The following is a 22902-nucleotide window of genomic DNA, read 5'->3' on the forward strand; positions in this document are numbered from 1 at the left end:
TCCACGGTGTGCGGCACGATGGACGCATGGCAGCCACCAACGATCATCCCGGCGAGTACGCCGCCGAGGACCCCGTCAAGCTGATCGGCGTCCGGGAGACCCCCCTCTCCCTGGACGAGGTGTTCAGGGCGCTCGGGGACGACGCCGCGGGCGGGACGGCGCTGTTCGTGGGGACCGTGCGGAACCACGACGGGGGCGCCGGAGTCGACGCGCTCGGGTACTCCTGCCACCCCAGCGCGGAGGCGGAGATGCGCCGGGTCGCCGAGAAGGTCGCCGCCGGGTACCCGGTCCGGGCGCTGGCGGCCGTCCACCGTGTGGGGGATCTGAAGGTGGGGGACCTCGCGGTCGTCGTCGGGGTGTCGTGTCCGCACCGGGGCGAGGCCTTCGAGGCCTGCCGGAAGCTGATCGACGACCTCAAGCACGAGGTGCCGATCTGGAAGCACCAGAGGTTCTCGGACGGCACCGAGGAATGGGTCGGCGCCTGACGACTCCGACCCCGTCGCCGCAGCTCCGGTTGCGTAACCGAACCCCTGGCGTGAGCGTTGTCAGAGCGGATGGTTAATCTGCTGATCAGTCAGTTGCGGTCGGGGTTTCGGGGTTGGGAGGTCGGCATGGGGGCGCTCGCCTGGTTGCTGATTCCGTTCATGGCTGCGATAGGCGCCGGACTGTGGGGGAGCTGGGCGAACCGGACCCGCAGGGCGCGCAGCGACGGTCCCGAGCTGGACGGCTACGCCCGTTTCCGTGAGGCCATGGAGAGGTCCCACTCCAGTACGTGAGGGTCCCGCCCTGACGGTGCGCTGACAGAGCCGTCCCGTACTGTCGAGTCATGCCACGCCGCACCGCGACGATGCTCGCCTCCACCCTGATGCTGATCGCGCTCCTGTGCGCGGGAATCCTCTTCCCCGTGCCCTACTCGGAGATGTCACCGGGGCCGACGGTCAACACCCTGGGCGATCACGGCGGCGAGCCGGTGCTGCAGATCTCCGGCCGCAAGACCTACCCGACGGACGGCCACCTCAACATGACCACCGTCCGGGTCACCAGCGCCGGCTACCGCATGAACCTCGTCGAGGCCGTCTACGGCTGGCTGGCGCACGACAGCAAGATCGTCCCGCACGACACGCTCTACCCCGACGGCAAGACGGAGGAGCAGTCGACCCAGGAGAACGCCGAGGAGTTCACCCTCTCCCAGGAGAGCGCCAAGGTCGCGGCCCTGAAGGAGCTGCACATCCCGGTGCAGTCCTGGGTGATCGTCTCCACGGTCCTCAAGGACACTCCGGCACAGGGCAGGCTGCACGCGGGCGACGTCATCAGGGCCGTCGACGGCACGCCGGTCAAGCAGCCCTCCGACGTCGCCAAGCTGGTCACCAGGCACGAGCCCGGGCAGGCCGTGGTCTTCACGATCGTGCCGGCCAAGGACCAGGCCGCCGCCGCGAAGCGGCACAGGACGGCGACCGTCACCAAGGACGTGACCATCACCACCACGCAGTCCGCCGACACCGGGGCCAAGCGGGCCATCGTCGGGATCTCCGCCGGGACCGACCACACGTTCCCGTTCGACATCAACATCAAGCTCGCCGACGTCGGCGGACCGAGCGCGGGACTGATGTTCGCGCTCGGCCTCTACGACAAGCTCACGCCGGGCAGCCTGACCGGCGGGAAGTTCGTGGCCGGCACCGGGACGATAGACGACGACGGCAAGGTCGGCCCGATCGGCGGGATCGAGATGAAGACCGTCGGCGCGCGCGACAAGGGCGCCCAGTTCTTCCTCACCCCCGCCGAGAACTGCGCGGCCGCAGCGAAGGACACCCCCTCGGGGCTCACCCTCGTGAAGGTGCACACGCTCGGCGACGCGCTCACCGCCCTGAAGGACATCCGCGGCGGCAAGGCCGCCGAGCTGCCGAAGTGCACGGCCAAGGGCTGACGGGCAGCGCCCCGGCCGTGTGCCGGACGGGTGCCGGAGGGCGGTGGCCCCGGGCCTCTCCTTCGGCTCAGTCCTCGAAGGTCGCGGCCAGGGCCTCGGCCAGCCCCGGCACCAGGTCGGAGCCGGTGAGGACCTCCGTGGCGGAGTCCTTCTCGCGCAGGCGCAGGGCCGACTCCCGGGTGCCGTCGCGCAGGACGGCGACCGTCATGCGGACCTCCTGGCGCTCGGGGTGGCCGGCCACCCACTTCGCGAGCTTCGCCCCGTCCAGTCCCTGCGGGACCTGTGCCTCGGCGGACGGGGGCAGCATCAGGCGCTCCACGGTCAGCGCGCAGCCGGCCACCGCATCGGGCCAGGCGATGGTGGCGAGGAACTCGTCGAGGGGCCGGTCGGCCGGGACCTCGTCCTGCTCGACCGGGGTGAGACCGGAGGTCTCCTGCTCGTCCGCCAGGCCGAGCTGGGCCGCGAGAGCGGGTTCCTGGGCCCGCAGCCGCGCGGTGTCTACGAGGGCGAAGAGGCGAGCGGGCTGGTCCCAGCCGAGGCCGGAGGCGTACTCGTCGATTTCGAGTACCGCCCGGGTGAGCGGGTTCGCTGCCATGGGAGTGTTGGACATGGTCACAATCCTGCCTCGTTCCTGGGCGGAATCGGGAACCGAGTAAACGGTGAGTAAGTTGCATAGGTGTGGGCCCACGTTTCCGGGGGCCCACCGTACGGTCCGCGGACTCGGGGGCCTGACGCAACGAAACCGAACCAACAGCGACTTTCGAGGTGCACACCTTGGCTTTCCAGATGCCGGACCGCGGCGGAGGCCCGACAGGGCCGCGGATGAGAGTGGGCCGCCCGTCCCGGCGTGCCAGGACCCTGCTCATGACACTGGGCGTCCTCGCCGTCCTCGGCATGGTCTTCGCCATGTTCGCGGGCTTCTGGACGGACTGGCTGTGGTACCGGTCGGTGCACTACTCGTCCGTGTTCACCACCACCCTGTGGACCAAGATCGGACTGTTCTTCGTCTTCGGCCTGCTGATGGCGGCCGCGGTCGGGCTGAACATCTGGCTGGCGCACCGGGTGCGGCCGCCGCTGAGCGCCATGTCGGTGGAGCAGCAGAGCCTGGACCGCTACCGGATGAGCATCGCGCCGTACAAGAAGTGGCTGCTGTCCGGCATCACGGCGCTGGTCGGGCTGATCGCCGGCGCCTCCGCCGCGAGCGAGTGGCGGACCTGGCTGATGTGGGTCAACGGCGTGGCGTTCGGGAAGCAGGACCCGCAGTTCCACCTGGACGTGTCCTTCTACGCGTTCGACCTGCCCTGGTACCGCTTCCTGCTGGGCTTCGGCTTCGCCGCCACGATCCTGTCCCTGATCGCCGCGGTACTCACCCACTACCTGTACGGCGGGCTGCGCGTCACCAGCCCCGGCGCGCGTGCCACGGCCGCGGCGACCGGGCACCTGTCGGTGCTCCTCGGCGTCTTCGTGACGCTGAAGGCGGTGGCCTACTGGCTGGACCGGTACGGACTGGCGGTGAAGTCCAGTGACTTCAAGGCGACCGGCAACTGGACGGGCCTGAGGTACGTCGACGCCAACGCCTATCTGCCGGCCAAGACGATCCTGTTCTGCATCGCCGTCATCTGCGCGGTGCTGTTCTTCGCCACCCTGTGGCGGCGCACCTGGCAGCTTCCGGTCATCGGCTTCGGCCTGATGGTGCTGTCGGCCATCCTCATCGGCGGCCTGTACCCGGCGATCGTCCAGAAGTTCCAGGTCGAGCCCAACGAGCAGGCCAAGGAAGCCCCGTACGTCCAGAAGAACCTGCAGGCGACCCGCGAGGCGTACGACATCGACGACACCAAGGTCACCGACTACGCGGGCACCAGCGACACCCAGGACAAGGCGAAGCTGCGGGACGCCGCCGCCGACGCGGCCAGTTACCGGCTGATGGACCCCAACATCGTCTCGCCGACGTTCGAGCAGCTCCAGCAGGTGCGCAACTACTACGGGTTCCCGTCCAACCTGGCCGTCGACCGGTACAAGACGAAGGACGGCAAGGTCCAGGACACCGTCATCGGTCTGCGCGAGCTGAACCTCGCCGGGATCCCGAAGAACAACTGGATCAACGACCACTTCCGCTACACCCACGGGTACGGCGTGGTCGCGGCCAAGGGCACCGAGGCCGACTCCGAGGGCCGCCCGGTGTTCACCGAGTACAACCTGCCGTCCACGGGCGACCTCCCGCGGTACGAACAGCGGATCTACTACGGCGAGAAGACCAGCACCTACTCCATCGTCGGCGGTCCCCAGAAGGAGATCGACTACTCCGACGACAGCGGTGAGAAGACCACCAGCTACAAGGGGAACAGCGGGGTCAGCCTCTCCAACCCGCTGAACCGGGCCGCGTACGCGATGGCGTTCAACGAGCCGCAGATCCTCTACTCGGGCGCGATCGGCGACGGTTCGCGGATCCTGTACAACCGCACGCCCAAGCAGCGCGTCGAGGCGGTCGCACCGTGGCTGACGATCGACGGGGTCTCGTACCCGGCGGTGGTCGACGGGCGCGTCCAGTGGATCGTCGACGCCTACACGACCACCAACGGCTATCCGTACTCCTCGCGCACCACCCTCGGTGACACGACGCTGGACTCGCTGACCGCCGCCAACAACCAGCGGGTGGTCGCCCAGCAGAACCAGGTCAACTACATCCGCAACTCGGTCAAGGCGACGGTCGACGCCTACACGGGCGAGGTCAAGCTGTACCAGTGGGACACCAAGGACCCGGTCCTCAAGACCTGGATGAAGGCGTTCCCGGGCACGGTCGAGCCGAAGAAGGACATCTCCCCGGAGCTGCTGTCCCACATCCGGTATCCGCAGGACCTGTTCAAGGTCCAGCGCGAACTGCTCACGCGCTACCACGTCACGGACGCGCAGACCTTCCTCAGCGGCAGTGAGGTGTGGCAGATCCCCAACGACCCGACCAACCGGTCGGGCGACGCGGTGCCGCCGTACTACCTGAGCCTCAAGATGCCCGGTGAGACGTCGCAGACGTTCTCGCTGACGACGACGATGACGCCGAACGGCCGTGACAACCTGAGCGCGTTCATGACGGTCGACGCCGACGCGAACACGAGCGACTACGGCAAGATCAGCATCCTGAAGCTACCCACGGGCAAGACGATCGACGGCCCGAAACGGGTGCAGAGCCAGTTCAACTCCGAACCGTCCATCGCCGAGTCCATCCGGCTCCTGAAGGGCGGCGACTCGGAGGTCGAGTACGGCAACCTGCTAACGGTGCCGCTCGACGGCGGGCTGCTCTACGTGGAGCCGGTCTACCTGCGCGGCGGTGGTCTCAAGTACCCGCTGCTGCGCAAGGTCCTGGTGACGTACGGCGGCAACACCGCGTTCGAGGACACGCTCGACAAGGCGCTCAACAAGGTGTTCGGCACGGAGGGTTCGGCCACCGAGCCACCGAGCTCCGGCTCCGACACCGGCGGTGGCGGCACCGGCGATACCAACCCGCCGCCGTCGAACAACCCGCCGCCGTCGAACAACCCGACGGCCCAGGAGGCCTTGAAGGACGCCCAGAAGGCCTTCGAGGACGGTCAGACCGCCCTGAAGAACGGCGACTGGCAGGCGTACGGCCAGGCGCAGAAGGACCTTGAGGACGCGCTGAAGCGGGCCGAGGACGCGCAGGCGCAGGCGGAGAAGTCCGGCGCCGGCGCCAAGAACGGCGACGCCAAGAACGGTGCGAGCCCGGGTGCGAGCGCCAGTCCGGCACCGGACAGCAGTCCGAGCGGTAGCCCGAGCGGGGGCTGATCGCTCCCCACCGAGTCCAAGGGCCCGGATCCGCGTTGCGGATCCGGGCCCTTCGCCGTGTGCGAACGCATGTGCCGACGTGCCCTGCGGCCGTGCCGCCGTGGGGAGTTGGGCGATCTGTGTTTGACTTGTCTCTCTGTGGGCATGTCGACAAAACGCTGAAGTGACCTCACTGGCTGGGGTATTAGAGATGTACCCGGGTTGCAGGTGGTGCGACGATGGACGTTATGGGGGACAAGGCAACTCTGTTCGAGACGGGGCGATTTGTGCAGGATTCCGGTTCTGGTGAGACCGGAGGCGAGGCACGCGACGAGTCCGTGGCGGCCGCGGACGAGACCGCCGAGCTGGCGCGCCGTCGCCTCGCCGCCGAGGCGGGCGACATCGAGGCCATGAGCGTCCTCGGAGCCATGCTGCTGCGCCGCGGCGACCTCGACGCCGCCGAACCCCATCTGCGCTCCGCCACCGCGGGCGGCGACCGCGCCGCGGCCAACAACCTGGGAGTCCTGCTCCACCAGCGCGGATACCCCGACGAGGCCGCCGGATGGTGGCGTATCGCCGCCGTCGCCGGATCCGCGGCGGCCGCGCACGCGCTCGGGCGGCACCACCGCGAGCGCGGCGACGAGCCCGCCGCCGAGTACTGGCTGCGCCAGTCCGCCGAGCAGGGGCACGTCCTCGGCGCCTACGCCCTCGCCGACCTGCTGGAACACCGCGGCGACGCCGGGGCCGAGCGCTGGATGCGGGTCGCCGCCGAGCGGGGGCACCGGGAGGCCGAGTACCGGCTGGCGCGGGCCCTGGACCGGCGGGCCGGCCGGCAGTCCGGCACCGAGGGTCCCGGCCTGCTGGCGGAGGCCGAGCAGTGGTACCGCCAGGCCGCCGCGCGCGGGCACCGGAGGGCCGCCCTGCACCTCGGCGCAATCCTGGAGAAGCGCGGCGACCTCAAGGAGGCCGGCCGCTGGTACCTGACCTCCGCCAAGGACGGCGAGGCGAGGGCGGCCTGCGCGCTCGGGTTCCTGCTGCGGGACGCCGGCGACCCCGAGAACGCCGCCCTGTGGTGGCTGAGGGCCGCACAGGACGGCGACGGCAACGCGGCGAACGCGCTGGGCGCGCTGCACGCCGAGCGCGGCGAGACGCAGACCGCCGAGCGGTGGTACCGGGCGGCGATGGACGCGGGCGACATCAACGGCGCCTACAACCTCGGACTGCTCTGCGCCGAGCAGGGCCGTACCACGCAGGCCGAGCAGTGGTACCGGCGCGCGGCCTACGCCGGGCACCGGGAGGCGTCGAACGCGCTGGCCGTCCTGCTGCTCCAGGGCGGAGACACCAGCGGGGCCGAGCCGTGGTTCTCCAAGGCGGCGGAGGCCGGGAGCGTCGACGCCGCGTTCAACCTGGGGATCCTCCACGCCGGGCGGAACGAGGACGCCCAGGCCCTGCGGTGGTACGAGCGGGCGGCGGCGGCCGGGCACACGGAGGCCGCGTTGCAGGTGGGGATCGCCCGGCTGCGCGCGGGCGACGAGCAGGCGGCCGAGCGGCACCTGCGGTGCGCGGCCGGCGGCGGCAGCCCGGAGGCGGCGTACCGGCTGGCCGCCGTGCTCGACGCCCGGCGGCCGCCGACGCCCGCGCACGGGCTCGGGGAGCCGGCGATCCAGGAGAAGACCGAGTGCGAGGAGTGGTACGAGCGGGCGGCCGGTCAGGGGCACCGGCGCGCGCAGGTGCGGGTCGGGATGCTGGCCGCGGCCCGCGGGGACGTGGTCGAGGCGGCGCAGTGGTACCGCAGGGCGGCGGAGTCCGGGTCCCGCAACGGCGCCTTCAACCTGGGGCTGCTGCTGGCCCGGGAGGGCAGTGAGCCGGAGGCGGCCACGTGGTGGGCGCGGGCGGCCGACGCCGGGCACGGGCGGGCGGCGCTGCGGCTCGCCCTGGTGCACGCGCGCCGCGGCGAGCTGGCCGAGGGCCAGGGGTGGGCCGACCGGGCCGTGGCGCTGGGACCGGCGGAGGTCGCCCAGCGGGCCGCGCGACTGCGGGACGCACTGCGCGAGGAGCTGTCGGCGTGACACATCGGCGTGACACAGGTGTCAGACACAGGTGGCACCCGACCTGTGACGCGTCCCCCGGGCGTCCCCGTAAGCGATTTGCTTCTTGGTCCGCTGGTCACGTAGTGTTCCATTCATCGACGCGGGGTGGAGCAGCTCGGTAGCTCGCTGGGCTCATAACCCAGAGGTCGCAGGTTCAAATCCTGTCCCCGCTACTGAAGGCCCGGGGCCGGAATCCGATCAAGGATTCCGGCCCCAGGTGTTTTCGGAGCCGCTTCCGAGGCCGGATCGTGAACATCGCAAAAGAAGGACCCCCGCGCACCGTCGAGGTGCCGGGGGTCTTCTCTCGTCCTGCGAGTGGGGCCTTCAGGCCGCCGCGCAGTCGGGGCAGAGGCCGCGGTAGGTGACTTCCACGTCCGAGACCGTGAAGCCGAAGCGCTCCGAGTCGGGCAGGTCGGCCAGCGGGTTGCCGCCCGGATGGACGTCCCGGATCGCGCCGCAGCCGGCGCAGACCAGGTGGTGGTGCGGCCGGTGCGCGTTCGGGTCGTACCGCTTGGCGCGCTTGTCGGTGCTGACTTCCAGGACCTCGCCGAGCGAGACCAGCTCGCCCAGCGTGTTGTAGACGGTCGCCCGGGAGATCTCGGGCAGCTTGTCGACAGCCCGGGCATGGACCTCGTCGGCCGTCAGATGGACGTGTTCGCCGTCGAGGACCTCGGCCACCACACGCCGCTGCGCGGTCATCCGCCATCCGCGGCCGCGTAGCCGTTCCAGAAGGTCACTCATACCGACCAGCCTAACAGCAAGGGGAAACAGATCCCGAACCAGTGTGACTTTGGAGCTCTGCTTGACTTGGACTAAGTCCATTGTAGGATCGAGACTGGATTTGGCCAAGAGGCAGGCACGATGGAATTGACCCAGGAGGCGACGTGACCCAGGGGCCGCTCACGACGGGGGCCGGTGCTCCGGTTGCCGACAACCAGAACAGCGAGACGGCGGGCGTCGGCGGCCCGGTACTCGTCCAGGACCAGCTCCTGCTGGAGAAGCTCGCCCACTTCAACCGCGAGCGCATCCCGGAGCGCGTGGTGCACGCCCGTGGCGCCGGTGCCTACGGCACCTTCACCGTCACGGCCGACGTCACGCGGTACACGCGTGCCACGTTCCTCTCCGAGGTCGGCAAGCAGACGGAGACCTTCCTGCGCTTCTCGACCGTGGCCGGCAACCTCGGCGCCCCGGACGCGGTCCGCGACCCGCGCGGCTTCGCGCTGAAGTTCTACACCGAAGAGGGCAACTACGACCTCGTCGGCAACAACACCCCGGTGTTCTTCGTCAAGGACGCCATCAAGTTCCCCGACTTCATCCACACCCAGAAGCGCGACCCCTACACGGGCAGCCAGGAGCCGGACAACGTCTGGGACTTCTGGGGCCTGTCCCCGGAGTCGACGCACCAGGTGACCTGGCTGTTCGGCGACCGCGGCATTCCGGCGTCGTACCGCCACATGGACGGCTTCGGCTCCCACACCTACCAGTGGAACAACGAGGCCGGCGAGGTCTTCTGGGTCAAGTACCACTTCAAGACCGACCAGGGGATCAAGTGCCTCACCGCCGAGGAGGCCGCCGCGCTCGCCGGTGAGGACCCGGACTCCCACCAGCGCGACCTGCGCGAGGCCATCGAGCGCGGCGAGTACCCGTCCTGGACCGTGCAGGTGCAGATCATGCCGGCGGCCGACGCGGCGACCTACCGCTTCAACCCGTTCGACCTCACCAAGGTGTGGCCGCACGCGGACTACCCGCCGATCGAGATCGGCAAGCTGGAGCTCAACCGCAACCCGGAGAACATCTTCGCCGAGGTCGAGCAGTCGATCTTCAGCCCCGCCCACTTCGTGCCGGGCATCGGTCCCTCCCCGGACAAGATGCTCCAGGGCCGCCTCTTCGCGTACGGCGACGCCCACCGCTACCGCGTCGGCATCAACGCCGACCACCTGCCGGTGAACCGCCCGCACGCCACCGAGGCGCGCACCAACTCCCGCGACGGTCACCTGTACGACGGCCGCCACAAGGGCGCGAAGAACTACGAGCCGAACAGCTTCGGCGGGCCGTTCCAGACGGGCCGGCCGCTGTGGCAGCCCGTGCCGGTCACCGGCGTCACCGGTGACCACGAGGCGCCGGTCCACGCCGAGGACAACGACTTCGTCCAGGCCGGCAACCTCTACCGCCTGATGTCGGACGAGGAGAAGGAGCGTCTGATCGGCAACCTGGCGGGCTCCATCGCGCAGGTCTCGCGCGAGGACATCACCGAGCGGGCGATCAGCAACTTCCGTCAGGCGGACGACGACTTCGGCAAGCGGCTGGAGGCCGCGGTCCAGGCCCTGCGCGGCTGATCTCCAGCACTGGACCGCTTGTCGTGGACGGCGGGCCGGGTCCCTTCGGGGGCCCGGCCCGCCGGTCTGCGTTCAGGCCGTGCCCGCTCCGGCGGCCGCCGCGGGCTGCCGGGCCGGCGCCCAGCAGCGGATGATGTCGCGGACCGAGACGATGCCCGCCGGCTCGTCGTGGTCCAGGACGATGAGGTGCCGGAAGCCGCCCCGGCTCATGGCGCCGGCCGCCTCCTCCAGGGTCCAGGACGGCGCGGCGAACACGACGTCGTTGGTGGTGTGCGCGTGCACGCGCTCCGTGTCCGGGTTCTGGCCCAGACCCACGGAGTTGAGCACGTCGCGTTCGGTGAGGATGCCGATGCCGCCTGCGTCGGGGTCGTGGACGACGGCGGCGCCGACATGGCGCGCGGACATCAGGGCCGCCGCCTGGCGGAGGGTGTGTGCGGGACCGATGGTGAGGACCACCGTGCTCATGGCGTCGCGGACGAGCATGGGATGGAGCCACCTCCTCGGGGAATCCGGCTGGTGCGTACCCGGCGCGTGAGCCGCCGTTGGGCACTGCACAAGTTCACAAGGGGGGAACTCCCAGAGTCTCAGGCAAAGCGCGGGTCAACAAGGGGGCGTGCGTGGCCCGGCGGGGGCGCGTGCAGGCAGTCGCCCGTCACCCGTCAGCGCCGGTTGAGATACCCCAGCATCTCGTCGTGCAGCAGCCCGTTGGACGCGGCGGCGTTGCCGCTGTGCGGTCCGGGGCGGCCGTCGAGGCCGGTGAAGGTGCCGCCGGCCTCCGTCACGATGATCGCGTTCGCGGCCATGTCCCACAGGGACAGTTCCGGCTCGGCGCAGAAGTCGACCGAGCCCTCGGCGACCATCATGTACGGCCAGAAGTCGCCGTAGGCCCGGGTGCGCCAGACCGCGCGGGTCAGATCGAGGAAGCCGTCCAGGCGCCCCTGCTCCTCCCAGCCGCTGAGCGAGGAGTACGCGAAGGAGGCGTCCGGGAGGTCCGCCACGCGGGACACCCGCAGCCGGCTCGCCTGCGCCAGGCTGCGGCCCGTGAAGGCGCCGTGGCCCTTCGCGGCCCACCAGCGGCGGCCCAGGGCGGGGGCGGAGACGAGGCCCACGACCGGGTGGTAGCCGCCCTCGCCGGCCTCCATCAGGGAGATGAGCGTGGCCCAGACCGGGACGCCGCGCACATAGTTCTTGGTGCCGTCGATCGGGTCGACGACCCAGCGGCGGGGGCCGGTGCCCTCGATGCCGTACTCCTCGCCGAGGACCGCGTCGCGGGGGCGGGCACGCTGCAACTGGCCGCGGATGAGTTCCTCCGCCGCCTTGTCCGCCTCACTCACCGGGGTCATGTCCGGCTTGGTCTCGACCTTGAGGTCGAGGGCCTTGAAACGGTCCATGGTCGCGGCGTCGGCGGCGTCCGCGAGGACGTGGGCCAGGCGCAGGTCGTCGAGGTAGTCCGGCATGCGAGAACCGTATCCGCCGGGGGCGGCCCGGGGCCACGGGGGCGGGGCGGGCCGGTGCGCGGGGGTGCCGCGCGAGCCGGGACGCTCCCCGGGACCGGCACGCGGTCGTGCGGACGCTGCACCCGCGCTGGTGCGCACGTGCCGTCACGGACCCTTGACAGTGCGTTCGGGGGCGTCAAATCTGGGCGCAGAGCCGCTCGCCCCAGGGAGGCGATGATGCCTGCAGCGCGGGAATCCCTGCTGGACGCCGCCTACACGGCGCTGACACGGCGGCCGTGGTCCGCGGTCCGCATGGTCGACGTGGCCGCGGCGGCCGGGGTCTCCCGGCAGACGCTGTACAACGAGTTCGGCAGCAAGGACGGGCTCGCGCGGGCCCTGGTCAGGCGGGAGGCGGACGGCTGTCTCGCCGGGGTCGAACGGGCCCTGACCACCCCCGCCGACCCGCGTGAGCGGCTCATCGCCGCCGCCCAGTGGACCGTGTCAGCCGCCCGGGACAACGTGCTGGTGAAGGCGATGCTCACCGGCTGCTGGAGCGAACGGCTGCCCTCGCCGACGCTCTCGGCGGTGCCGTCCTCCAGCGCGGTTCCGGCCCAGCGCCGGGCCGACGGCCCGCTGCCGTCACCCGGCGACTTCGTGGCGATCGTCCGCGACCGCGCCGCGGCCCTGCTCTCCGCCCCCGGCGCCCCCAGGGCGGACACCGCCGAACTGGCCCGCGCCTGCGAGCTGGTGATCCGTCTCGCCCTGTCGTGCGTGGCCGCGCCGCCGGACCGGGGCGGGGTCGCCGAACTGGTGCGCGGCGCGCTCCCGCGCCACCTGGCCTGAACGGAGCGAACGACCCCGGCCGCGCTCGGCTCCGTCGCGTCAGTGCGCGGAACCGGAAAGCTGGAGCCCGATCACCCCGATGATGACCAGGCTGATCGAGACGATCTTCAGCGTGGACACCAGGTCACCGAGGAAGACCATGCCGTAGATGGCGGTGCCCGCCGCGCCGATGCCGGTCCACACCGCGTACGCGGGGCCCACGTCGAGCTTCTTCAGGGACAGGGTGAGCAGGCCGAAGCTGCCCAGCGCGAAGCAGCAGAAGGCGACGGTCGGCCAGAGCCGGGTGAAGCCGTGCGACAGCTTCAGGCACACGGCGAAGCCGGTCTCGAGCAACCCGGCGACGATGACCAGCAGCCACGCCATGCAGTCCTCCCGTGCGTCCGCGTGCCGTGACCGCTTCGTCGTGCTGGGGGCAGGTCATGATCCGGCTCCGTGCGATTATGCACTTGCCGGACCGCGCCGCACCCAAACAACGCGGAGGTCAGTCGCCTTCCCTGCGCTCTCGCGTGGCCAGCAGCCGGCGCAGCGAGTACAGCCGGGCCGGGTCCGCGTGCCCCTCGGCGACCCACGCGTCCAGGGCGCAGTCCGGCTCGTCGTGGCTGCACGCGCGCGGGCAGCCCTCGGTGCCCGGCTCCAGGTCGGGGAAGGCGTGGATGACCCGGGACGGATCGATGTGCGCGAGCCCGAACGACCGTACGCCCGGGGTGTCGACGACCCAGCCGTCCCCGCCCGCCAGCGGCAGCGCGAGCGCGGAGGTGGTGGTGTGCCGGCCCCGGCCGGTCACCGCGTTCACATGTCCCGTCACCCGCCGCCGGTCCTCCGGCACCAGCGCGTTGACCAGGGTCGTCTTGCCCACGCCCGAGTGGCCGACGAACGCCGTGACCTTCCCGTCGAGATGCTCGCGCACCCGGTCCGCCGCGGCGCCCTCGTCCAGCTCCGCACGGCTGGTGACCACGTAGGGGATGTCCAGGTGTCCGTACAGCTCCAGGAGCTTGTCCGGCGGGGCCAGGTCCGACTTGGTCATGACCAGCAGCGGCACGAGACCGCCGTCGTACGCCGCCACCAGGCAGCGGTCGATCAGCCGCGGGCGCGGCTCGGGGTCGGCGAGCGCGGTGACGATGGCCAGTTGGTCGGCGTTCGCGACGACCACGCGCTCGTAGGGGTCGTCGTCGTCCGCGGTGCGGCGCAGCACCGAGGTGCGCTCCTCGATGCGGACGATGCGCGCGAGCGTGTCCTTCTCCCCGGACAGGTCGCCGACCAGGGCCACCCGGTCGCCCACAACGGCGGCCTTGCGGCCCAGTTCGCGGGCCTTCATCGCGATGACCGGGCGGCCGTCGACGAGGCAGGTCAGCCGTCCCCGGTCGACGGTGAGGACCAGGCCCTCGGCGGCGTCCTCGTGCTTGGGACGGATGTTGGTGCGCGGCCGGTTGCCCCTGCGGTTGGGGCGGCTGCGGATGTCGTCCTCGTCGGTGTGCTTGCCGTAGCGGCGCATGACGTGTTCCCCGCGTCCCTACGCCCCGAGCATCCCGGTCCACAGATCGGGGAAGTCGGGCAGTGTCTTCGCCGTGGTCGCCACGTTCTCGATCTGCATGCCCTCGACCGCCAGGCCGAGGATCGCGCCGGCCGTCGCCATGCGGTGGTCCTCGTAGGTGTGGAAGACCCCGCCGTGCAGGCGGCGCGGGCGGATGCGCAGGCCGTCGGCCGTCTCGGTCACGTCGCCGCCGAGCTCGTTGATCTCCTTGGTCAGCGCGGCCAGGCGGTCGGTCTCGTGCAGCCGCAGATGGGCCACGCCCCGCAGGGTCGAGGGCGAGTCCGCGAGCGCGGCGACGGCCGCGATGCCCGGGGTCAGCTCGCCGACCTCGCCGAGGTCCACGTCGATGCCGTGCACGGCACCCGAACCGGTGAACACCAGGCCGTAGTCGGTGAGTTCGCAGGAACCGCCCATCTCACTGAAGATCTGCCGCAGCCGGTCACCCGGCTGGGTCGTCCGGGCCGGCCAGTCGGGGACGACGACCTTGCCGCCGGTCACCAGCGCCGCCGCGAGGAAGGGCTGGGCGTTGGACAGGTCGGGCTCCACGGTCAGGTCCCGGCCGAGCAGGGCGCCCGGGGTGACCCGCCAGACGTTCGGCTCGCCGCCCGACTCGGGGGTGTCCACCTGGGCGCCGACCGCGCGCAGCATGTCGACCGTCATCCGGATGTGCGGCAGCGACGGAAGCGACGAGCCGGTGTGCCGTACCTCCACGCCCTGGTTGAAGCGCGGTGCCGACAGCAGCAGAGCGCTGACGAACTGGGACGAGGAGGAGGCGTCGATCTCCACCGGACCGCCGTCCAGCGCGCCGCTGCCGTGGACGGTCATCGGCAGCGCGCCGCGGCCGTCGTCGTCGATCCGGGCGCCCAGGACGCGCAGCGCGTCGATGACGCCGTCCAGCGGGCGCTCGTACGAGCGCGGGTCGCCGTCGAAGCGGATGGGGCCGTCGGCCAGCGCGGCGACCGGCGGCAGGAAGCGCATCACCGTGCCCGCGTTGCCGACGTCGACCGTGGCCGGGCCGCGCAGCCCCGCGGGGATCACGCGCCAGGCCTCCCCGGTGCCGTCAGGCCCGACGCCCTCGTCGATGCCGACGCCCATGGCCCGCAGCGCGCCGGCCATCAGCAGCGTGTCGCGCGAACGCAGCGGGCGGCGCAGCCAGCCCGGCTCGGAGGCGAGGGCGGCGAGCACCAGCGCGCGGTTGGTGACGGACTTCGACCCGGGCACGTGGACCGTCGCGTCGACGGCTCCGCTCGCGTGCGGGGCGGGCCAGAGGGCGGTGTGCGCGGGGTTCGGGGCCATGGTCCCCACCTTAGGGCCTGTCCCGAGTTCCCCGCCTGCGCCCCGACGCCCGGCACGCACCCTCGCCGCACGGCGCCGCAGAACAGGCGGCTCCGCGGCATGACCTGCGAGTCCGCGCGCCGAACGCCGCCGCGCCCGCACTCCGCGCGGACGACGCGACGGAGACCGGAGGGGCCGCCTCACCCCGCCAGCAGCCACCGCCCGCCGCCGATCAGCGAGCACAGCGACACCGCGTGGAACAGGAACAGCCACAGCGCCGCCGGGACGTGCGTCAGCCGCGACAACTGGTCCGCGTCCGAGTCCCCGGCGCCCCCGCGCGCCCGCTTGGCCTGGAGCTCGAAGGCCGGGCGCACCCCGCCGAGCAGCAGGAACCACACCACCGCGTACGCGAACGCCGCCTGCACCTGCGGCCCGGTCAGCCAGGACACCAGCAGGAACAGGCCGCCGGTGAGGAGCACGGTGAGCGCCCCGTAGGCGTTGCGGATCATCACCAGCATCGCCACCAGCAGCGCCGTCGCCACCCACAGGAGCAGCGTGATGCGGCCCGCGGCGAGCAGGGCCGCGCCGCCCAGGCCCAGCAGCGGCGGAGCGGTGTAGCCGGCGGCCGCCGTGAGGATCATGCCGATGCCGTGCGGCTTGCCCCGGCTGACGGTCAGGCCGCTGGTGTCGGAGTGCAGGCGTATGCCGGTCAGGGTGCGTCCGGTGAGCAGCGCCACCAGCCCGTGCCCGCCCTCGTGCGCGATGGTGATCGCGTTGCGTGAGAGGCGCCACAGAGTGTGCGGGACGACCACGGCGAGCGCGGCGGCCGCGGTGGCGATCACCACCCACAGGTCGGGGTCGGGCTGGGTGCCGACGAGCCGGTCCCAGAGATCGGGCAGCGCGGTGGCGGCGAGGCTGTCCATGTGTCCGAGTGGCTCCCTGTCCGTGTGCGGGGTCTGGCAGTGTTGCATGTATGTGCGGACGGTATGCGGCCAGTCGCGGCCCCGAGGATCTCGCGGGAGTCTTCGAGATCCAGAAGTGGGACCCGGAGGAGACCCTGGAGCCCGATTACAACGTGGCCCCGACCAAGGAGGTCCACGTGATCCTGGACCGCCCCTTGAAGGACGCCGGCGACCCCGCTCCGGTTCGCCAGCTCCGGAAGGTGAGGTGGGGGCTCGTGCCGTCCTGGTCGAAGTCCCCCGAGGGCGCCGCCCGGATGATCAACGCGCGCGCGGAGACCGTGCACGAGAAGCCGTCGTACCGCCGCGCCTTCGCCGCCCGGCGCTGTGTCGTGCCCGCCGACGGCTACTACGAGTGGGTCACCGGCACCCAGGAGCGGGAGCTGGAGGTCGAGGGCCGGCGCAAGCGGCCGCGCAAGCAGCCCTACTTCGTGACCCCGGCGGACGGCTCGGTCTTCGCCATGGCCGGGCTCTACGAGTTCTGGCGGGACCGCACCCTGCCCGACGACCACCCGCGGGCCTGGTGGGTGACCTGCTCGGTGATCACCACGGAGGCGGAGAGCACCCCGCTGGCGGTGGCCCCGGCCGAGGGCCCCAGCGCGCTGGCCGAGATCCACCCCCGGATGCCGCTGATGCTGACCCCGGACCGCTGGGACGCCTGGCTGGACCCGGCCCGCACCGACCCGGACGAGCTGCGCGCGCTGCTCACCCCGCCGCCCCCCGGCCTGATGCGCGCCTACCCGGTGTCCACGGCCGTCAGCAATGTCCGCAACAACGGACCGGAGCTGCTCAAGGAGCTCCCGGCACCCGAAGAGGGCACACTCTTCTGACGTGGGCGACCTGAGCGACATGAGGGACATGAGCGACCTGAGCGAGACCGTCGGGACGGAGGCGGGCGAGGCCCGCGTCACCTGGCACCGGGCCCCCGGGGCACGCCTGGTGCTCGCCGTGGGCCACGGAGCCGGCGGCGGCGTCGAGGCCCGCGACCTTCAGGCCCTGGCGCGCACCCTCCCCGGTCACGGGGTCACCGTCGCACTCGTCGAGCAGCCCTGGCGGGTGGCGGGCAAGAAGGTCGCGCCCGCCCCGAGGACGCTGGACACCGGCTGGCGCGGGCTCTGGCCCACCCTCACCCGGCCGGGGCTGCCGGTGGTCGCGGGCGGCCGCAGCGCCGGGGCGCGCGTCGCCTGCCGTACGGCGGCCGGACTGGGCGCGCACGCCGTCCTCGCCCTCAGCTTCCCGCTGCACCCGCCGGGCCGGCCGGAGAAGTCCCGCGCCGACGAGCTGCTCGACGCGGGGGTGCCCACACTCGTGGTCCAGGGCGGCAACGACCCGTTCGGCAACCCCGCGGAGTTCCCGGAGGGCTCCTACCGGCTCGTCGAGGTGCCGTACGGCGATCACGGCTTCGCCGTCCCGAAACGGGCGCCGATCACCCAGGACGTGGCCCTGGAGATCATCGCCGACGCCGTCGCCCAGTGGACCGCGTCACTCGGGTGACCCGCGGGAATGCCCGGCGGACCGCCGCTGTTGAGCCGGTCAGAAGTGCCGCTCACGGCGCCGACGTCACACGAGAGGGAGTCCGCCGCATGGGTTCGACCATTTGCCCGAGCCGCAGCAGCCGCACTGACCTGGACTGGACGGTGCTGCACGCGGCGCGGACCGCTCCTGTTCGAGCGGCGGCAGGCACGGCTCGTCGTCTATCCTCCGATTCGAGTGGAACCGCATTCGGTGCCACGACGTCGCTTGAGGAGGTGGGTCAGGTTCCCGGTACCGACGCAGGGACCGACAACGGCCAGGCGGAGCAGCCCGAGGGCCGGGGCACGAGCGTGGGCGGATCCGTGGAGTCGACGGCCCAGCGCAGCGCGCGCTTCGAGCGGGACGCGCTGGAGTTCCTCGACCAGATGTACTCGGCCGCGCTGCGCATGACGCGCAACCCGGCCGACGCCGAGGACCTGGTGCAGGAGACCTACGCCAAGGCGTACGCGTCCTTCCACCAGTTCCGCGAGGGCACCAACCTCAAGGCGTGGCTGTACCGGATCCTCACCAACACCTTCATCAACTCGTACCGCAAGAAGCAGCGCGAGCCGCAGCGCAGCGCCGCCGAGGAGATCGAGGACTGGCAGCTCGCCCGCGCCGAGTCGCACATGTCGACCGGTCTGCGCTCCGCCGAGTCGCAGGCGCTCGATCACCTGCCCGACTCGGACGTGAAGGAAGCGCTGCAGGCGATCCCCGAGGAATTCCGCATCGCCGTCTACCTCGCGGACGTAGAAGGCTTTGCGTACAAGGAGATCGCGGACATCATGGGGACACCCATCGGGACGGTGATGTCCCGGCTGCACCGGGGGCGCCGTCAACTGCGCGGCATGCTCGAGGACTACGCCCGCGAGCGCGGACTGGTCCCGGCCGGCGCCGGAGAGTCGAACGAAGCGAAAGGCTCGGGCTCATGAGCTGCGGAGACCCGCACGAGACGGACTGCAGTGAGGTACTCGACCACCTCTACGAGTTCCTCGACAGTGAGATGCCGGACGTCGATCGCACCAAGTTCGAGCACCACTTCGAGGAATGCTCGCCGTGCCTCGAGAAGTACGGCCTGGAGCAGGCCGTGAAGAAGCTGGTCAAGCGGTGCTGCGGGCATGACGACGTGCCCGCCGACCTGCGCGCCAAGGTCATGGGACGGATCGATCTCATCCGTTCCGGCCAGGCCGTCCCCGAGCACGACGTGACCGCGGCCCCGGTGACCCCGCAGGAGTCCTGACCCACCGCACGCGGACGCCCGCCCGGCGCCCCGCCCTCTTCACCCGAACGTGCTAATCCCCGGGACTTCGCCCCGTGGACTCCCCACCGCGCGCCCTACGCTCCCACCGTGGACAGGCATGACCGGGGAGGGGCGGCATGGAGGCGGTTCCACCGCGGGCCCGTGCGTATGTCGCCGGTGCCGTCCTCGCCGCCGTGGCCTGTCTGCTGCCGCTGCCCCTGACGCACACTCCCTGGTGGGCGGTCGCCCTGCTCACCGCGGTGTACGCCGGGTTCAGACAGTTCACCCGGCGCAGCTTCTCCGGGCCCTTCTACCCCGTACTGCTCGCGGCGGCCTTCCTGCTGCCGCCGCCCGCCGCCGCGGTCGTCCCGCTGCCGGGCGTACTGCTCGCCCGCGCCGGACGGCGGCCCGAGGGACTGCGCCGGATCTGGCGCGCCGCGCAGCTCGCTCTCGCGGTCTGGGCGGCCGCCCGGGTGCACGGGGCGCTGGGCGGCCGGAACGCCGTCGCGGGCTGCGACTTCCCCTACGTCCTCCTCCCCGCGGGCGCCGCCGTGCTCGCCTTCTGCCTGGTGCTGACGGCGCTGGACGGCGGAGTCCTCGCGCTCGCCGAGCACGTGCCGGCACGGCGGGCGTGGCAGGGGCTGTTCACCCGGTCGCTGGCGCCCGTCGCGGTGCACGGGCTCGCCGGACTGATGATGGCCGTGCTCTGGCTGAGCCCCTACGGTCCGGTCGCCGCGCTGCTCGTGCTGCTGCCGATGTGCGTGTCCGGCTGGGTGTACGCCCAGTACCACCGGGAGCGGTCCGCGCACCGGGCCACCATCCGCGCGCTGGTGCAGGCCGTCGACATCAAGGACGGGTACACGCGCGGGCACAGCGAGCGGGTGGGGCAGGCCTCCATGCTGATCGCGCGCGAGCTCGGCATGGACGACGAGCGGGTCGAGGTCCTGCGGTTCGCCGGCATCCTGCACGACGTGGGCAAGCTGGGCGTGCCCACCCGGCTGCTGCGCAAGGACGGGCCGCTGACCCCCGAGGAGCGGCGCGTGATCGAGCTGCACCCCGAGTACGGGCACGAGATGGTGCGCGGGATCTCCTTCCTCGGCGAGGCCCGCGCGGCGATCCTGCACCACCACGAGCGGCTCGACGGCGGCGGCTACCCGTACGGGCTGACGGGCAGTCAGATCCCGGAGTGCGCACGGGTGGTGGCCGTCGCGGACGCCTTCGACGCGATGACGTCCACCCGGTCCTACCGGCGGGCCCGGCCGGTGGCCGCCGCGCTGGCGGAGCTGGAGCGCTGCGCGGGGGCCCAGTTCGACCCGCGGATGGTCACGGCGCTGGTCCGGGCCCTTGACCGGTACGGCTGGCACCCGGCGGTCACCGCGCAGGACGGTACGCCCGTCGCCCCGCCGGCCCCCTTCCGTGCCGTCCCCGGCGCCTCCGGCCCGCCCTCGGCGGCTCCCGGCGGCGCGGACGACCCGCCCGCCGTCCCTCCGGCCGGGGCACCCGGCGGGGCGGGCCGTCGATGAGCAGGCCCCTCCTGCTGCTCCTCATCCGCGGTTCGGCGGTCCTGGTCGCCCTGCTGTCCCTCACCGTCACCCTGTGGACCGGCCTGGAGGACCGCCGGGCCGCCCTCGCCTTCGGGGCGCTGGTCCTCGTCGGCGAGCTGACCCGGTGGTCCGGGTCCGAGTCCCGGGAGGCCGCGCCGCTCGGCGCCGCCGGGGCACTGTCGTACGCGCTGCTGGGCGCGGACGCCGGACGGCCCAGCCACCACGGCGCCTGCCAGGTCGTCGCCGTCGTGCTCGCCGCCTGCCTCCTGGGCGGCGTGCCGCACATAGCGCGCGGCCGCGGGCCGACGCTCGACCACCTGGTGCGGCGGATCCTCACCGTCGCCTTCGCCGCCGTCTGCTTCCAACCCCTCTACGGCGAAGGGGCGTTCCAGGGCTGGGTCGGCCCGGCGTACGCCCTGCTGCTGCTCGCGCTCCTGGTGCTCACGGCGCTGTGCGGCGCCGTGCTCGCCGCCGCGCAGGCGCACTGCCGCACCCGGTGGCCCTTCGGACCGCTGCTGCGGGAGGAACTGCGGGGACTGCTCGGGATCGGCTCGGCGGTGTGCGCGACCGGGGCGGTCATGGCCCTCGCCGTCGCCGTGGCCGGGCTGTGGGCGCTGCCCGTGTTCTCGCTGCCGCTGCTGCTCACCCAGCTCTCCCTCGGACGGTACGCGGCCGTGCGGAAGACCTACCGGCAGACCATCGCCTCCCTGGCCCGGGCCACCGAGGTCGCCGGGTACACCCCGGCGGGGCACGCCAGGCGGGTGGCCGCGCTCAGCCGGGCCGTGGGCCGTGAGCTGGGCCTGGCCGAACCGGAGCTGACCGTCCTGGAGCACGCCGCCCTGATGCACGACATCGGGCAGCTCAGCCTGGTCGATCCGGTGCCCGCCGGGGCCACCGCGGGACTGCCCGCCGAGGAGCAGCGGCGGATCGCGCTGCTCGGCGGGGCCGTGGTGCGGCAGACCGGGGTCGACCCCCGGGTCGCGGTGGTGGTGGAGCGGCAGGCCGACCCCTGCCGGGAGCAGCCGCTGCCCGCGCGGATCGTGCGGGCCGTCAACGCCTACGAGGAGAAGGCGCGCGACGCCGGGCCCGGCGGCTCGCTCAAGGCCCTGGAGGAACTGCGGCTGGCGGGAGCCGGCGCGTACGCCCCCGAGGTGGTGGAGTCGCTGGGCCGGGTGCTGTCGCGGGACGGCCCGGTTCTTCCCGCTGCGGGGTAACCCATGGGTAATGAGCGTCCCTCCAGTCGTACGTGGTTGGATGCGAATGAGAGGGTGTCCGGGGGCAGAAGCCGACCCACTCGACGGAACTGGCAGGCGGGAATCGTGAGGATCTTCGGCAAGGGACGGCACCGGCCCTCCGCCTCCTGGCGGCAGGCCACCGACCGGGCGTTCACGCTGATCGGCGACGGCCGGTACGAGGACGCGGGCGCGCTGCTGACACGCGCCGCCGACCTGGAGCCCTGGCTTGCCGAGTCCTGGTTCAACCTCGCCCTGCTGCACAAGTTCCGGCACGACTGGGAGCAGGCGAGGGCGGCCGGCCTGCGGGCCGTGGCCCTGCTGGAGAAGGAGAGCGGGGCGCCCGACTGGTGGAACGTCGGCATCGCCGCCACCGCCCTCCAGGACTGGCCGCTGGCCCGGCGGGCGTGGCAGGCGTACGGCCTGAAGGTGCCCGGGGGCGCGGCCGCCGCCGGGGAGCCGACGGGCATGGAGCTGGGCAGCGCGGCCGTGCGGCTGTCGCCGGAGGGCGAGGCCGAGGTGGTCTGGGGCCGGCGTCTCGATCCGGCCCGGATCGAGGTGCTGTCCATTCCGCTGCCCTCCTCGGGGCGGCGCTGGGGCGAGGTCGTGCTGCACGACGGCGTGCCCCACGGGGAACGGACCACCGCGGCCGGCCACACCTACCCCGTGTTCGACGAGATCGAGCTGTGGGCGCCCTCACCGGTGCCCACCTGGGTGGTCCTCCTCGAGGCCGCCACCGAGGCCGACCGGGACGCGCTGGAGCAGCTCGCCGCCGACGCCGGCTTCGCCGCCGAGGACTGGTCGTCGTCCGTGCGGCTGCTGTGCCGGTTGTGCTCGGAGTCGCGGATGCCGTCCGACGAGGGCGACGGCGTGCACCTCGACCCGCACGACCACAGTGAGCCGGGGCACCCCGGACCGCTCGGGCACCGCACCGACGGGCAGTTGTGGGTGCCGGAGCGTGAGTGCGGAGTGGCCGCTCCGGCCTCCCTGGTCCGCGGGCTGCTGGACGGGTGGGTGGCCGACAGCCCGGACTCGCGTGACTGGCGGGACCTGGAAGAGGTCTGTTGAGGACGCCGGTCCGCCCCGGGCCCGGCACCGGGCCCGCCGCGGCCGGCCGGCCCTCCCGGCACCGTGGCATATCGGACACTCCCGGGCCCGGCCGGGGGCGCGGGCCCCGTACCCTGTAGCAGGATCCACTCCCCGTTC

Annotated in this window: 22 protein-coding genes and 1 tRNA gene; 15 read left to right on the forward strand and 8 right to left on the reverse strand. The window is 72.3% G+C overall.

The window, feature by feature from the left end; genetic code table 11:
• The first annotated feature begins 26 nt into the window (after window positions 1–26).
• From ACF09J_RS10540 to ACF09J_RS10550, 3 genes are all read left to right on the forward strand, one after another.
• Window positions 27–485, forward strand: coding sequence for a molybdenum cofactor biosynthesis protein MoaE (locus ACF09J_RS10540; RefSeq protein WP_392304991.1), 459 nt, complete (start codon window positions 27–29; stop codon window positions 483–485).
• A gap of 126 nt (window positions 486–611) precedes the next feature.
• The gene (locus ACF09J_RS10545) at window positions 612–776 is read left to right on the forward strand and encodes a hypothetical protein (protein ID WP_392304992.1); all 165 of its coding nucleotides are present in this window, start codon (window positions 612–614) and stop codon (window positions 774–776) included.
• 50 nt (window positions 777–826) lie between these two features.
• The gene (locus ACF09J_RS10550) at window positions 827–1924 is read left to right on the forward strand and encodes a PDZ domain-containing protein (RefSeq protein WP_392304993.1); all 1098 of its coding nucleotides are present in this window, start codon (window positions 827–829) and stop codon (window positions 1922–1924) included.
• Between the two features lie 67 nt (window positions 1925–1991).
• On the opposite strand, the gene ACF09J_RS10555 is transcribed toward ACF09J_RS10550, so the two are convergent.
• Window positions 1992–2534: a PPA1309 family protein gene (locus tag ACF09J_RS10555; RefSeq protein WP_392304994.1), complete on the reverse strand. Its 543-nt coding sequence runs from the start codon at window positions 2532–2534 to the stop codon at window positions 1992–1994.
• A gap of 176 nt (window positions 2535–2710) precedes the next feature.
• Here ACF09J_RS10555 and ACF09J_RS10560 point away from each other — a divergent pair, with 176 nt between their 5' ends.
• The 3 genes from ACF09J_RS10560 to ACF09J_RS10570 all read left to right on the forward strand — a co-directional run bounded on the left by ACF09J_RS10560 (window position 2711) and on the right by ACF09J_RS10570 (window position 7961).
• Complete coding sequence (locus ACF09J_RS10560; protein ID WP_392305117.1) at window positions 2711–5719, forward strand: UPF0182 family protein; 3009 nt, start codon at window positions 2711–2713, stop codon at window positions 5717–5719.
• A 218-nt stretch (window positions 5720–5937) separates the two neighbouring features.
• Window positions 5938–7767, forward strand: a complete 1830-nt coding sequence (locus ACF09J_RS10565) for a tetratricopeptide repeat protein (protein ID WP_392304995.1) — start codon at window positions 5938–5940, stop codon at window positions 7765–7767.
• A gap of 120 nt (window positions 7768–7887) precedes the next feature.
• A tRNA-Met gene (locus ACF09J_RS10570) sits at window positions 7888–7961 on the forward strand.
• 151 nt (window positions 7962–8112) lie between these two features.
• Here the strand turns inward: ACF09J_RS10570 and ACF09J_RS10575 are convergent.
• Window positions 8113–8529, reverse strand: a complete 417-nt coding sequence (locus ACF09J_RS10575) for a Fur family transcriptional regulator (protein ID WP_392304996.1) — start codon at window positions 8527–8529, stop codon at window positions 8113–8115.
• 143 nt (window positions 8530–8672) lie between these two features.
• Between ACF09J_RS10575 and ACF09J_RS10580 the strand changes: the two genes are divergently transcribed.
• Window positions 8673–10124: a catalase gene (locus ACF09J_RS10580; protein WP_392304997.1), complete on the forward strand. Its 1452-nt coding sequence runs from the start codon at window positions 8673–8675 to the stop codon at window positions 10122–10124.
• A gap of 72 nt (window positions 10125–10196) precedes the next feature.
• Here ACF09J_RS10580 and ACF09J_RS10585 read toward each other — a convergent pair whose 3' ends face one another.
• Window positions 10197–10607, reverse strand: a complete 411-nt coding sequence (locus tag ACF09J_RS10585; RefSeq protein WP_392304998.1) for a cyclic nucleotide-binding/CBS domain-containing protein — start codon at window positions 10605–10607, stop codon at window positions 10197–10199.
• A gap of 176 nt (window positions 10608–10783) precedes the next feature.
• Window positions 10784–11581, reverse strand: a complete 798-nt coding sequence (hisN, locus tag ACF09J_RS10590; RefSeq protein ID WP_392304999.1) for a histidinol-phosphatase — start codon at window positions 11579–11581, stop codon at window positions 10784–10786.
• Between the two features lie 213 nt (window positions 11582–11794).
• Here hisN and ACF09J_RS10595 point away from each other — a divergent pair, with 213 nt between their 5' ends.
• Window positions 11795–12403, forward strand: a complete 609-nt coding sequence (locus tag ACF09J_RS10595; protein WP_392305000.1) for a TetR/AcrR family transcriptional regulator — start codon at window positions 11795–11797, stop codon at window positions 12401–12403.
• A 39-nt stretch (window positions 12404–12442) separates the two neighbouring features.
• Here the strand turns inward: ACF09J_RS10595 and ACF09J_RS10600 are convergent, their stop codons facing one another.
• The 4 genes from ACF09J_RS10600 to ACF09J_RS10615 all read right to left on the reverse strand — a co-directional run bounded on the left by ACF09J_RS10600 (window position 12443) and on the right by ACF09J_RS10615 (window position 16132).
• On the reverse strand, window positions 12443–12766 hold the full coding sequence (locus ACF09J_RS10600) for a DMT family transporter (protein WP_392305001.1): 324 nt from the start codon (window positions 12764–12766) through the stop codon (window positions 12443–12445).
• A gap of 118 nt (window positions 12767–12884) precedes the next feature.
• The gene (gene rsgA / locus ACF09J_RS10605) at window positions 12885–13895 is read right to left on the reverse strand and encodes a ribosome small subunit-dependent GTPase A (protein WP_392305002.1); all 1011 of its coding nucleotides are present in this window, start codon (window positions 13893–13895) and stop codon (window positions 12885–12887) included.
• A gap of 18 nt (window positions 13896–13913) precedes the next feature.
• Window positions 13914–15230 carry a 3-phosphoshikimate 1-carboxyvinyltransferase gene (gene aroA, locus ACF09J_RS10610; protein WP_392305003.1) on the reverse strand — a complete coding sequence of 439 codons (1317 nt, stop codon included), beginning with the start codon at window positions 15228–15230 and terminating at the stop codon, window positions 13914–13916.
• Window positions 15231–15409: 179 nt separating this feature from the next.
• Window positions 15410–16132: a M50 family metallopeptidase gene (locus ACF09J_RS10615; RefSeq protein ID WP_392305004.1), complete on the reverse strand. Its 723-nt coding sequence runs from the start codon at window positions 16130–16132 to the stop codon at window positions 15410–15412.
• A gap of 50 nt (window positions 16133–16182) precedes the next feature.
• Here ACF09J_RS10615 and ACF09J_RS10620 point away from each other — a divergent pair, with 50 nt between their 5' ends.
• The 7 genes from ACF09J_RS10620 to ACF09J_RS10650 all read left to right on the forward strand — a co-directional run bounded on the left by ACF09J_RS10620 (window position 16183) and on the right by ACF09J_RS10650 (window position 22764).
• Window positions 16183–16998, forward strand: coding sequence for an SOS response-associated peptidase (locus ACF09J_RS10620; RefSeq protein WP_392305005.1), 816 nt, complete (start codon window positions 16183–16185; stop codon window positions 16996–16998).
• 19 nt (window positions 16999–17017) lie between these two features.
• Window positions 17018–17662 carry an alpha/beta family hydrolase gene (locus ACF09J_RS10625; RefSeq protein ID WP_392305118.1) on the forward strand — a complete coding sequence of 215 codons (645 nt, stop codon included), beginning with the start codon at window positions 17018–17020 and terminating at the stop codon, window positions 17660–17662.
• Window positions 17663–17916: 254 nt separating this feature from the next.
• Window positions 17917–18612 (forward strand): RNA polymerase sigma factor SigR, encoded by a 696-nt coding sequence (sigR, locus tag ACF09J_RS10630; RefSeq protein WP_392305006.1) that lies wholly within the window; start codon window positions 17917–17919, stop codon window positions 18610–18612.
• Window positions 18609–18920 (forward strand): mycothiol system anti-sigma-R factor, encoded by a 312-nt coding sequence (rsrA, locus tag ACF09J_RS10635; RefSeq protein ID WP_390828690.1) that lies wholly within the window; start codon window positions 18609–18611, stop codon window positions 18918–18920. The genes sigR and rsrA overlap by 4 nt, the downstream gene beginning before the upstream one ends.
• A gap of 137 nt (window positions 18921–19057) precedes the next feature.
• On the forward strand, window positions 19058–20443 hold the full coding sequence (locus ACF09J_RS10640; RefSeq protein ID WP_392305007.1) for an HD-GYP domain-containing protein: 1386 nt from the start codon (window positions 19058–19060) through the stop codon (window positions 20441–20443).
• Window positions 20440–21678: an HD-GYP domain-containing protein gene (locus ACF09J_RS10645; RefSeq protein ID WP_392305008.1), complete on the forward strand. Its 1239-nt coding sequence runs from the start codon at window positions 20440–20442 to the stop codon at window positions 21676–21678. The genes ACF09J_RS10640 and ACF09J_RS10645 overlap by 4 nt, the downstream gene beginning before the upstream one ends.
• Window positions 21679–21783: 105 nt before the next feature.
• Window positions 21784–22764: a tetratricopeptide repeat protein gene (locus ACF09J_RS10650; protein WP_392305009.1), complete on the forward strand. Its 981-nt coding sequence runs from the start codon at window positions 21784–21786 to the stop codon at window positions 22762–22764.
• Window positions 22765–22902 lie beyond the last annotated feature (138 nt).

This window comes from Streptomyces sp. NPDC014889 (genome assembly GCF_043081205.1).
In the GTDB taxonomy this organism is placed as follows: Bacteria; Actinomycetota; Actinomycetes; order Streptomycetales; family Streptomycetaceae; genus Streptomyces.

Excerpts from the sequence above, each read along its gene's own strand:
- ACF09J_RS10615 (WP_392305004.1), bottom strand. The coding sequence starts at position 16,132 with ATGGACAGCCTCGCCGCCACCGCGCTGCCCGATCTCTGGGACCGGCTC.
- ACF09J_RS10620 (WP_392305005.1), top strand. The coding sequence starts at position 16,183 with ATGTGCGGACGGTATGCGGCCAGTCGCGGCCCCGAGGATCTCGCGGGA.
- aroA (WP_392305003.1), bottom strand. The coding sequence starts at position 15,230 with ATGGCCCCGAACCCCGCGCACACCGCCCTCTGGCCCGCCCCGCACGCG.
- rsgA (WP_392305002.1), bottom strand. The coding sequence starts at position 13,895 with ATGCGCCGCTACGGCAAGCACACCGACGAGGACGACATCCGCAGCCGC.
- hisN (WP_392304999.1), bottom strand. The coding sequence starts at position 11,581 with ATGCCGGACTACCTCGACGACCTGCGCCTGGCCCACGTCCTCGCGGAC.
- ACF09J_RS10600 (WP_392305001.1), bottom strand. The coding sequence starts at position 12,766 with ATGGCGTGGCTGCTGGTCATCGTCGCCGGGTTGCTCGAGACCGGCTTC.
- ACF09J_RS10555 (WP_392304994.1), bottom strand. The coding sequence starts at position 2,534 with ATGTCCAACACTCCCATGGCAGCGAACCCGCTCACCCGGGCGGTACTC.
- ACF09J_RS10560 (WP_392305117.1), top strand. The coding sequence starts at position 2,711 with ATGCCGGACCGCGGCGGAGGCCCGACAGGGCCGCGGATGAGAGTGGGC.
- ACF09J_RS10540 (WP_392304991.1), top strand. The coding sequence starts at position 27 with ATGGCAGCCACCAACGATCATCCCGGCGAGTACGCCGCCGAGGACCCC.
- ACF09J_RS10640 (WP_392305007.1), top strand. The coding sequence starts at position 19,058 with ATGGAGGCGGTTCCACCGCGGGCCCGTGCGTATGTCGCCGGTGCCGTC.
- ACF09J_RS10625 (WP_392305118.1), top strand. The coding sequence starts at position 17,018 with ATGAGGGACATGAGCGACCTGAGCGAGACCGTCGGGACGGAGGCGGGC.
- ACF09J_RS10595 (WP_392305000.1), top strand. The coding sequence starts at position 11,795 with ATGATGCCTGCAGCGCGGGAATCCCTGCTGGACGCCGCCTACACGGCG.
- ACF09J_RS10565 (WP_392304995.1), top strand. The coding sequence starts at position 5,938 with ATGGACGTTATGGGGGACAAGGCAACTCTGTTCGAGACGGGGCGATTT.
- ACF09J_RS10545 (WP_392304992.1), top strand. The coding sequence starts at position 612 with ATGGGGGCGCTCGCCTGGTTGCTGATTCCGTTCATGGCTGCGATAGGC.
- ACF09J_RS10575 (WP_392304996.1), bottom strand. The coding sequence starts at position 8,529 with ATGAGTGACCTTCTGGAACGGCTACGCGGCCGCGGATGGCGGATGACC.
- rsrA (WP_390828690.1), top strand. The coding sequence starts at position 18,609 with ATGAGCTGCGGAGACCCGCACGAGACGGACTGCAGTGAGGTACTCGAC.
- ACF09J_RS10585 (WP_392304998.1), bottom strand. The coding sequence starts at position 10,607 with ATGCTCGTCCGCGACGCCATGAGCACGGTGGTCCTCACCATCGGTCCC.
- ACF09J_RS10645 (WP_392305008.1), top strand. The coding sequence starts at position 20,440 with ATGAGCAGGCCCCTCCTGCTGCTCCTCATCCGCGGTTCGGCGGTCCTG.
- ACF09J_RS10550 (WP_392304993.1), top strand. The coding sequence starts at position 827 with ATGCCACGCCGCACCGCGACGATGCTCGCCTCCACCCTGATGCTGATC.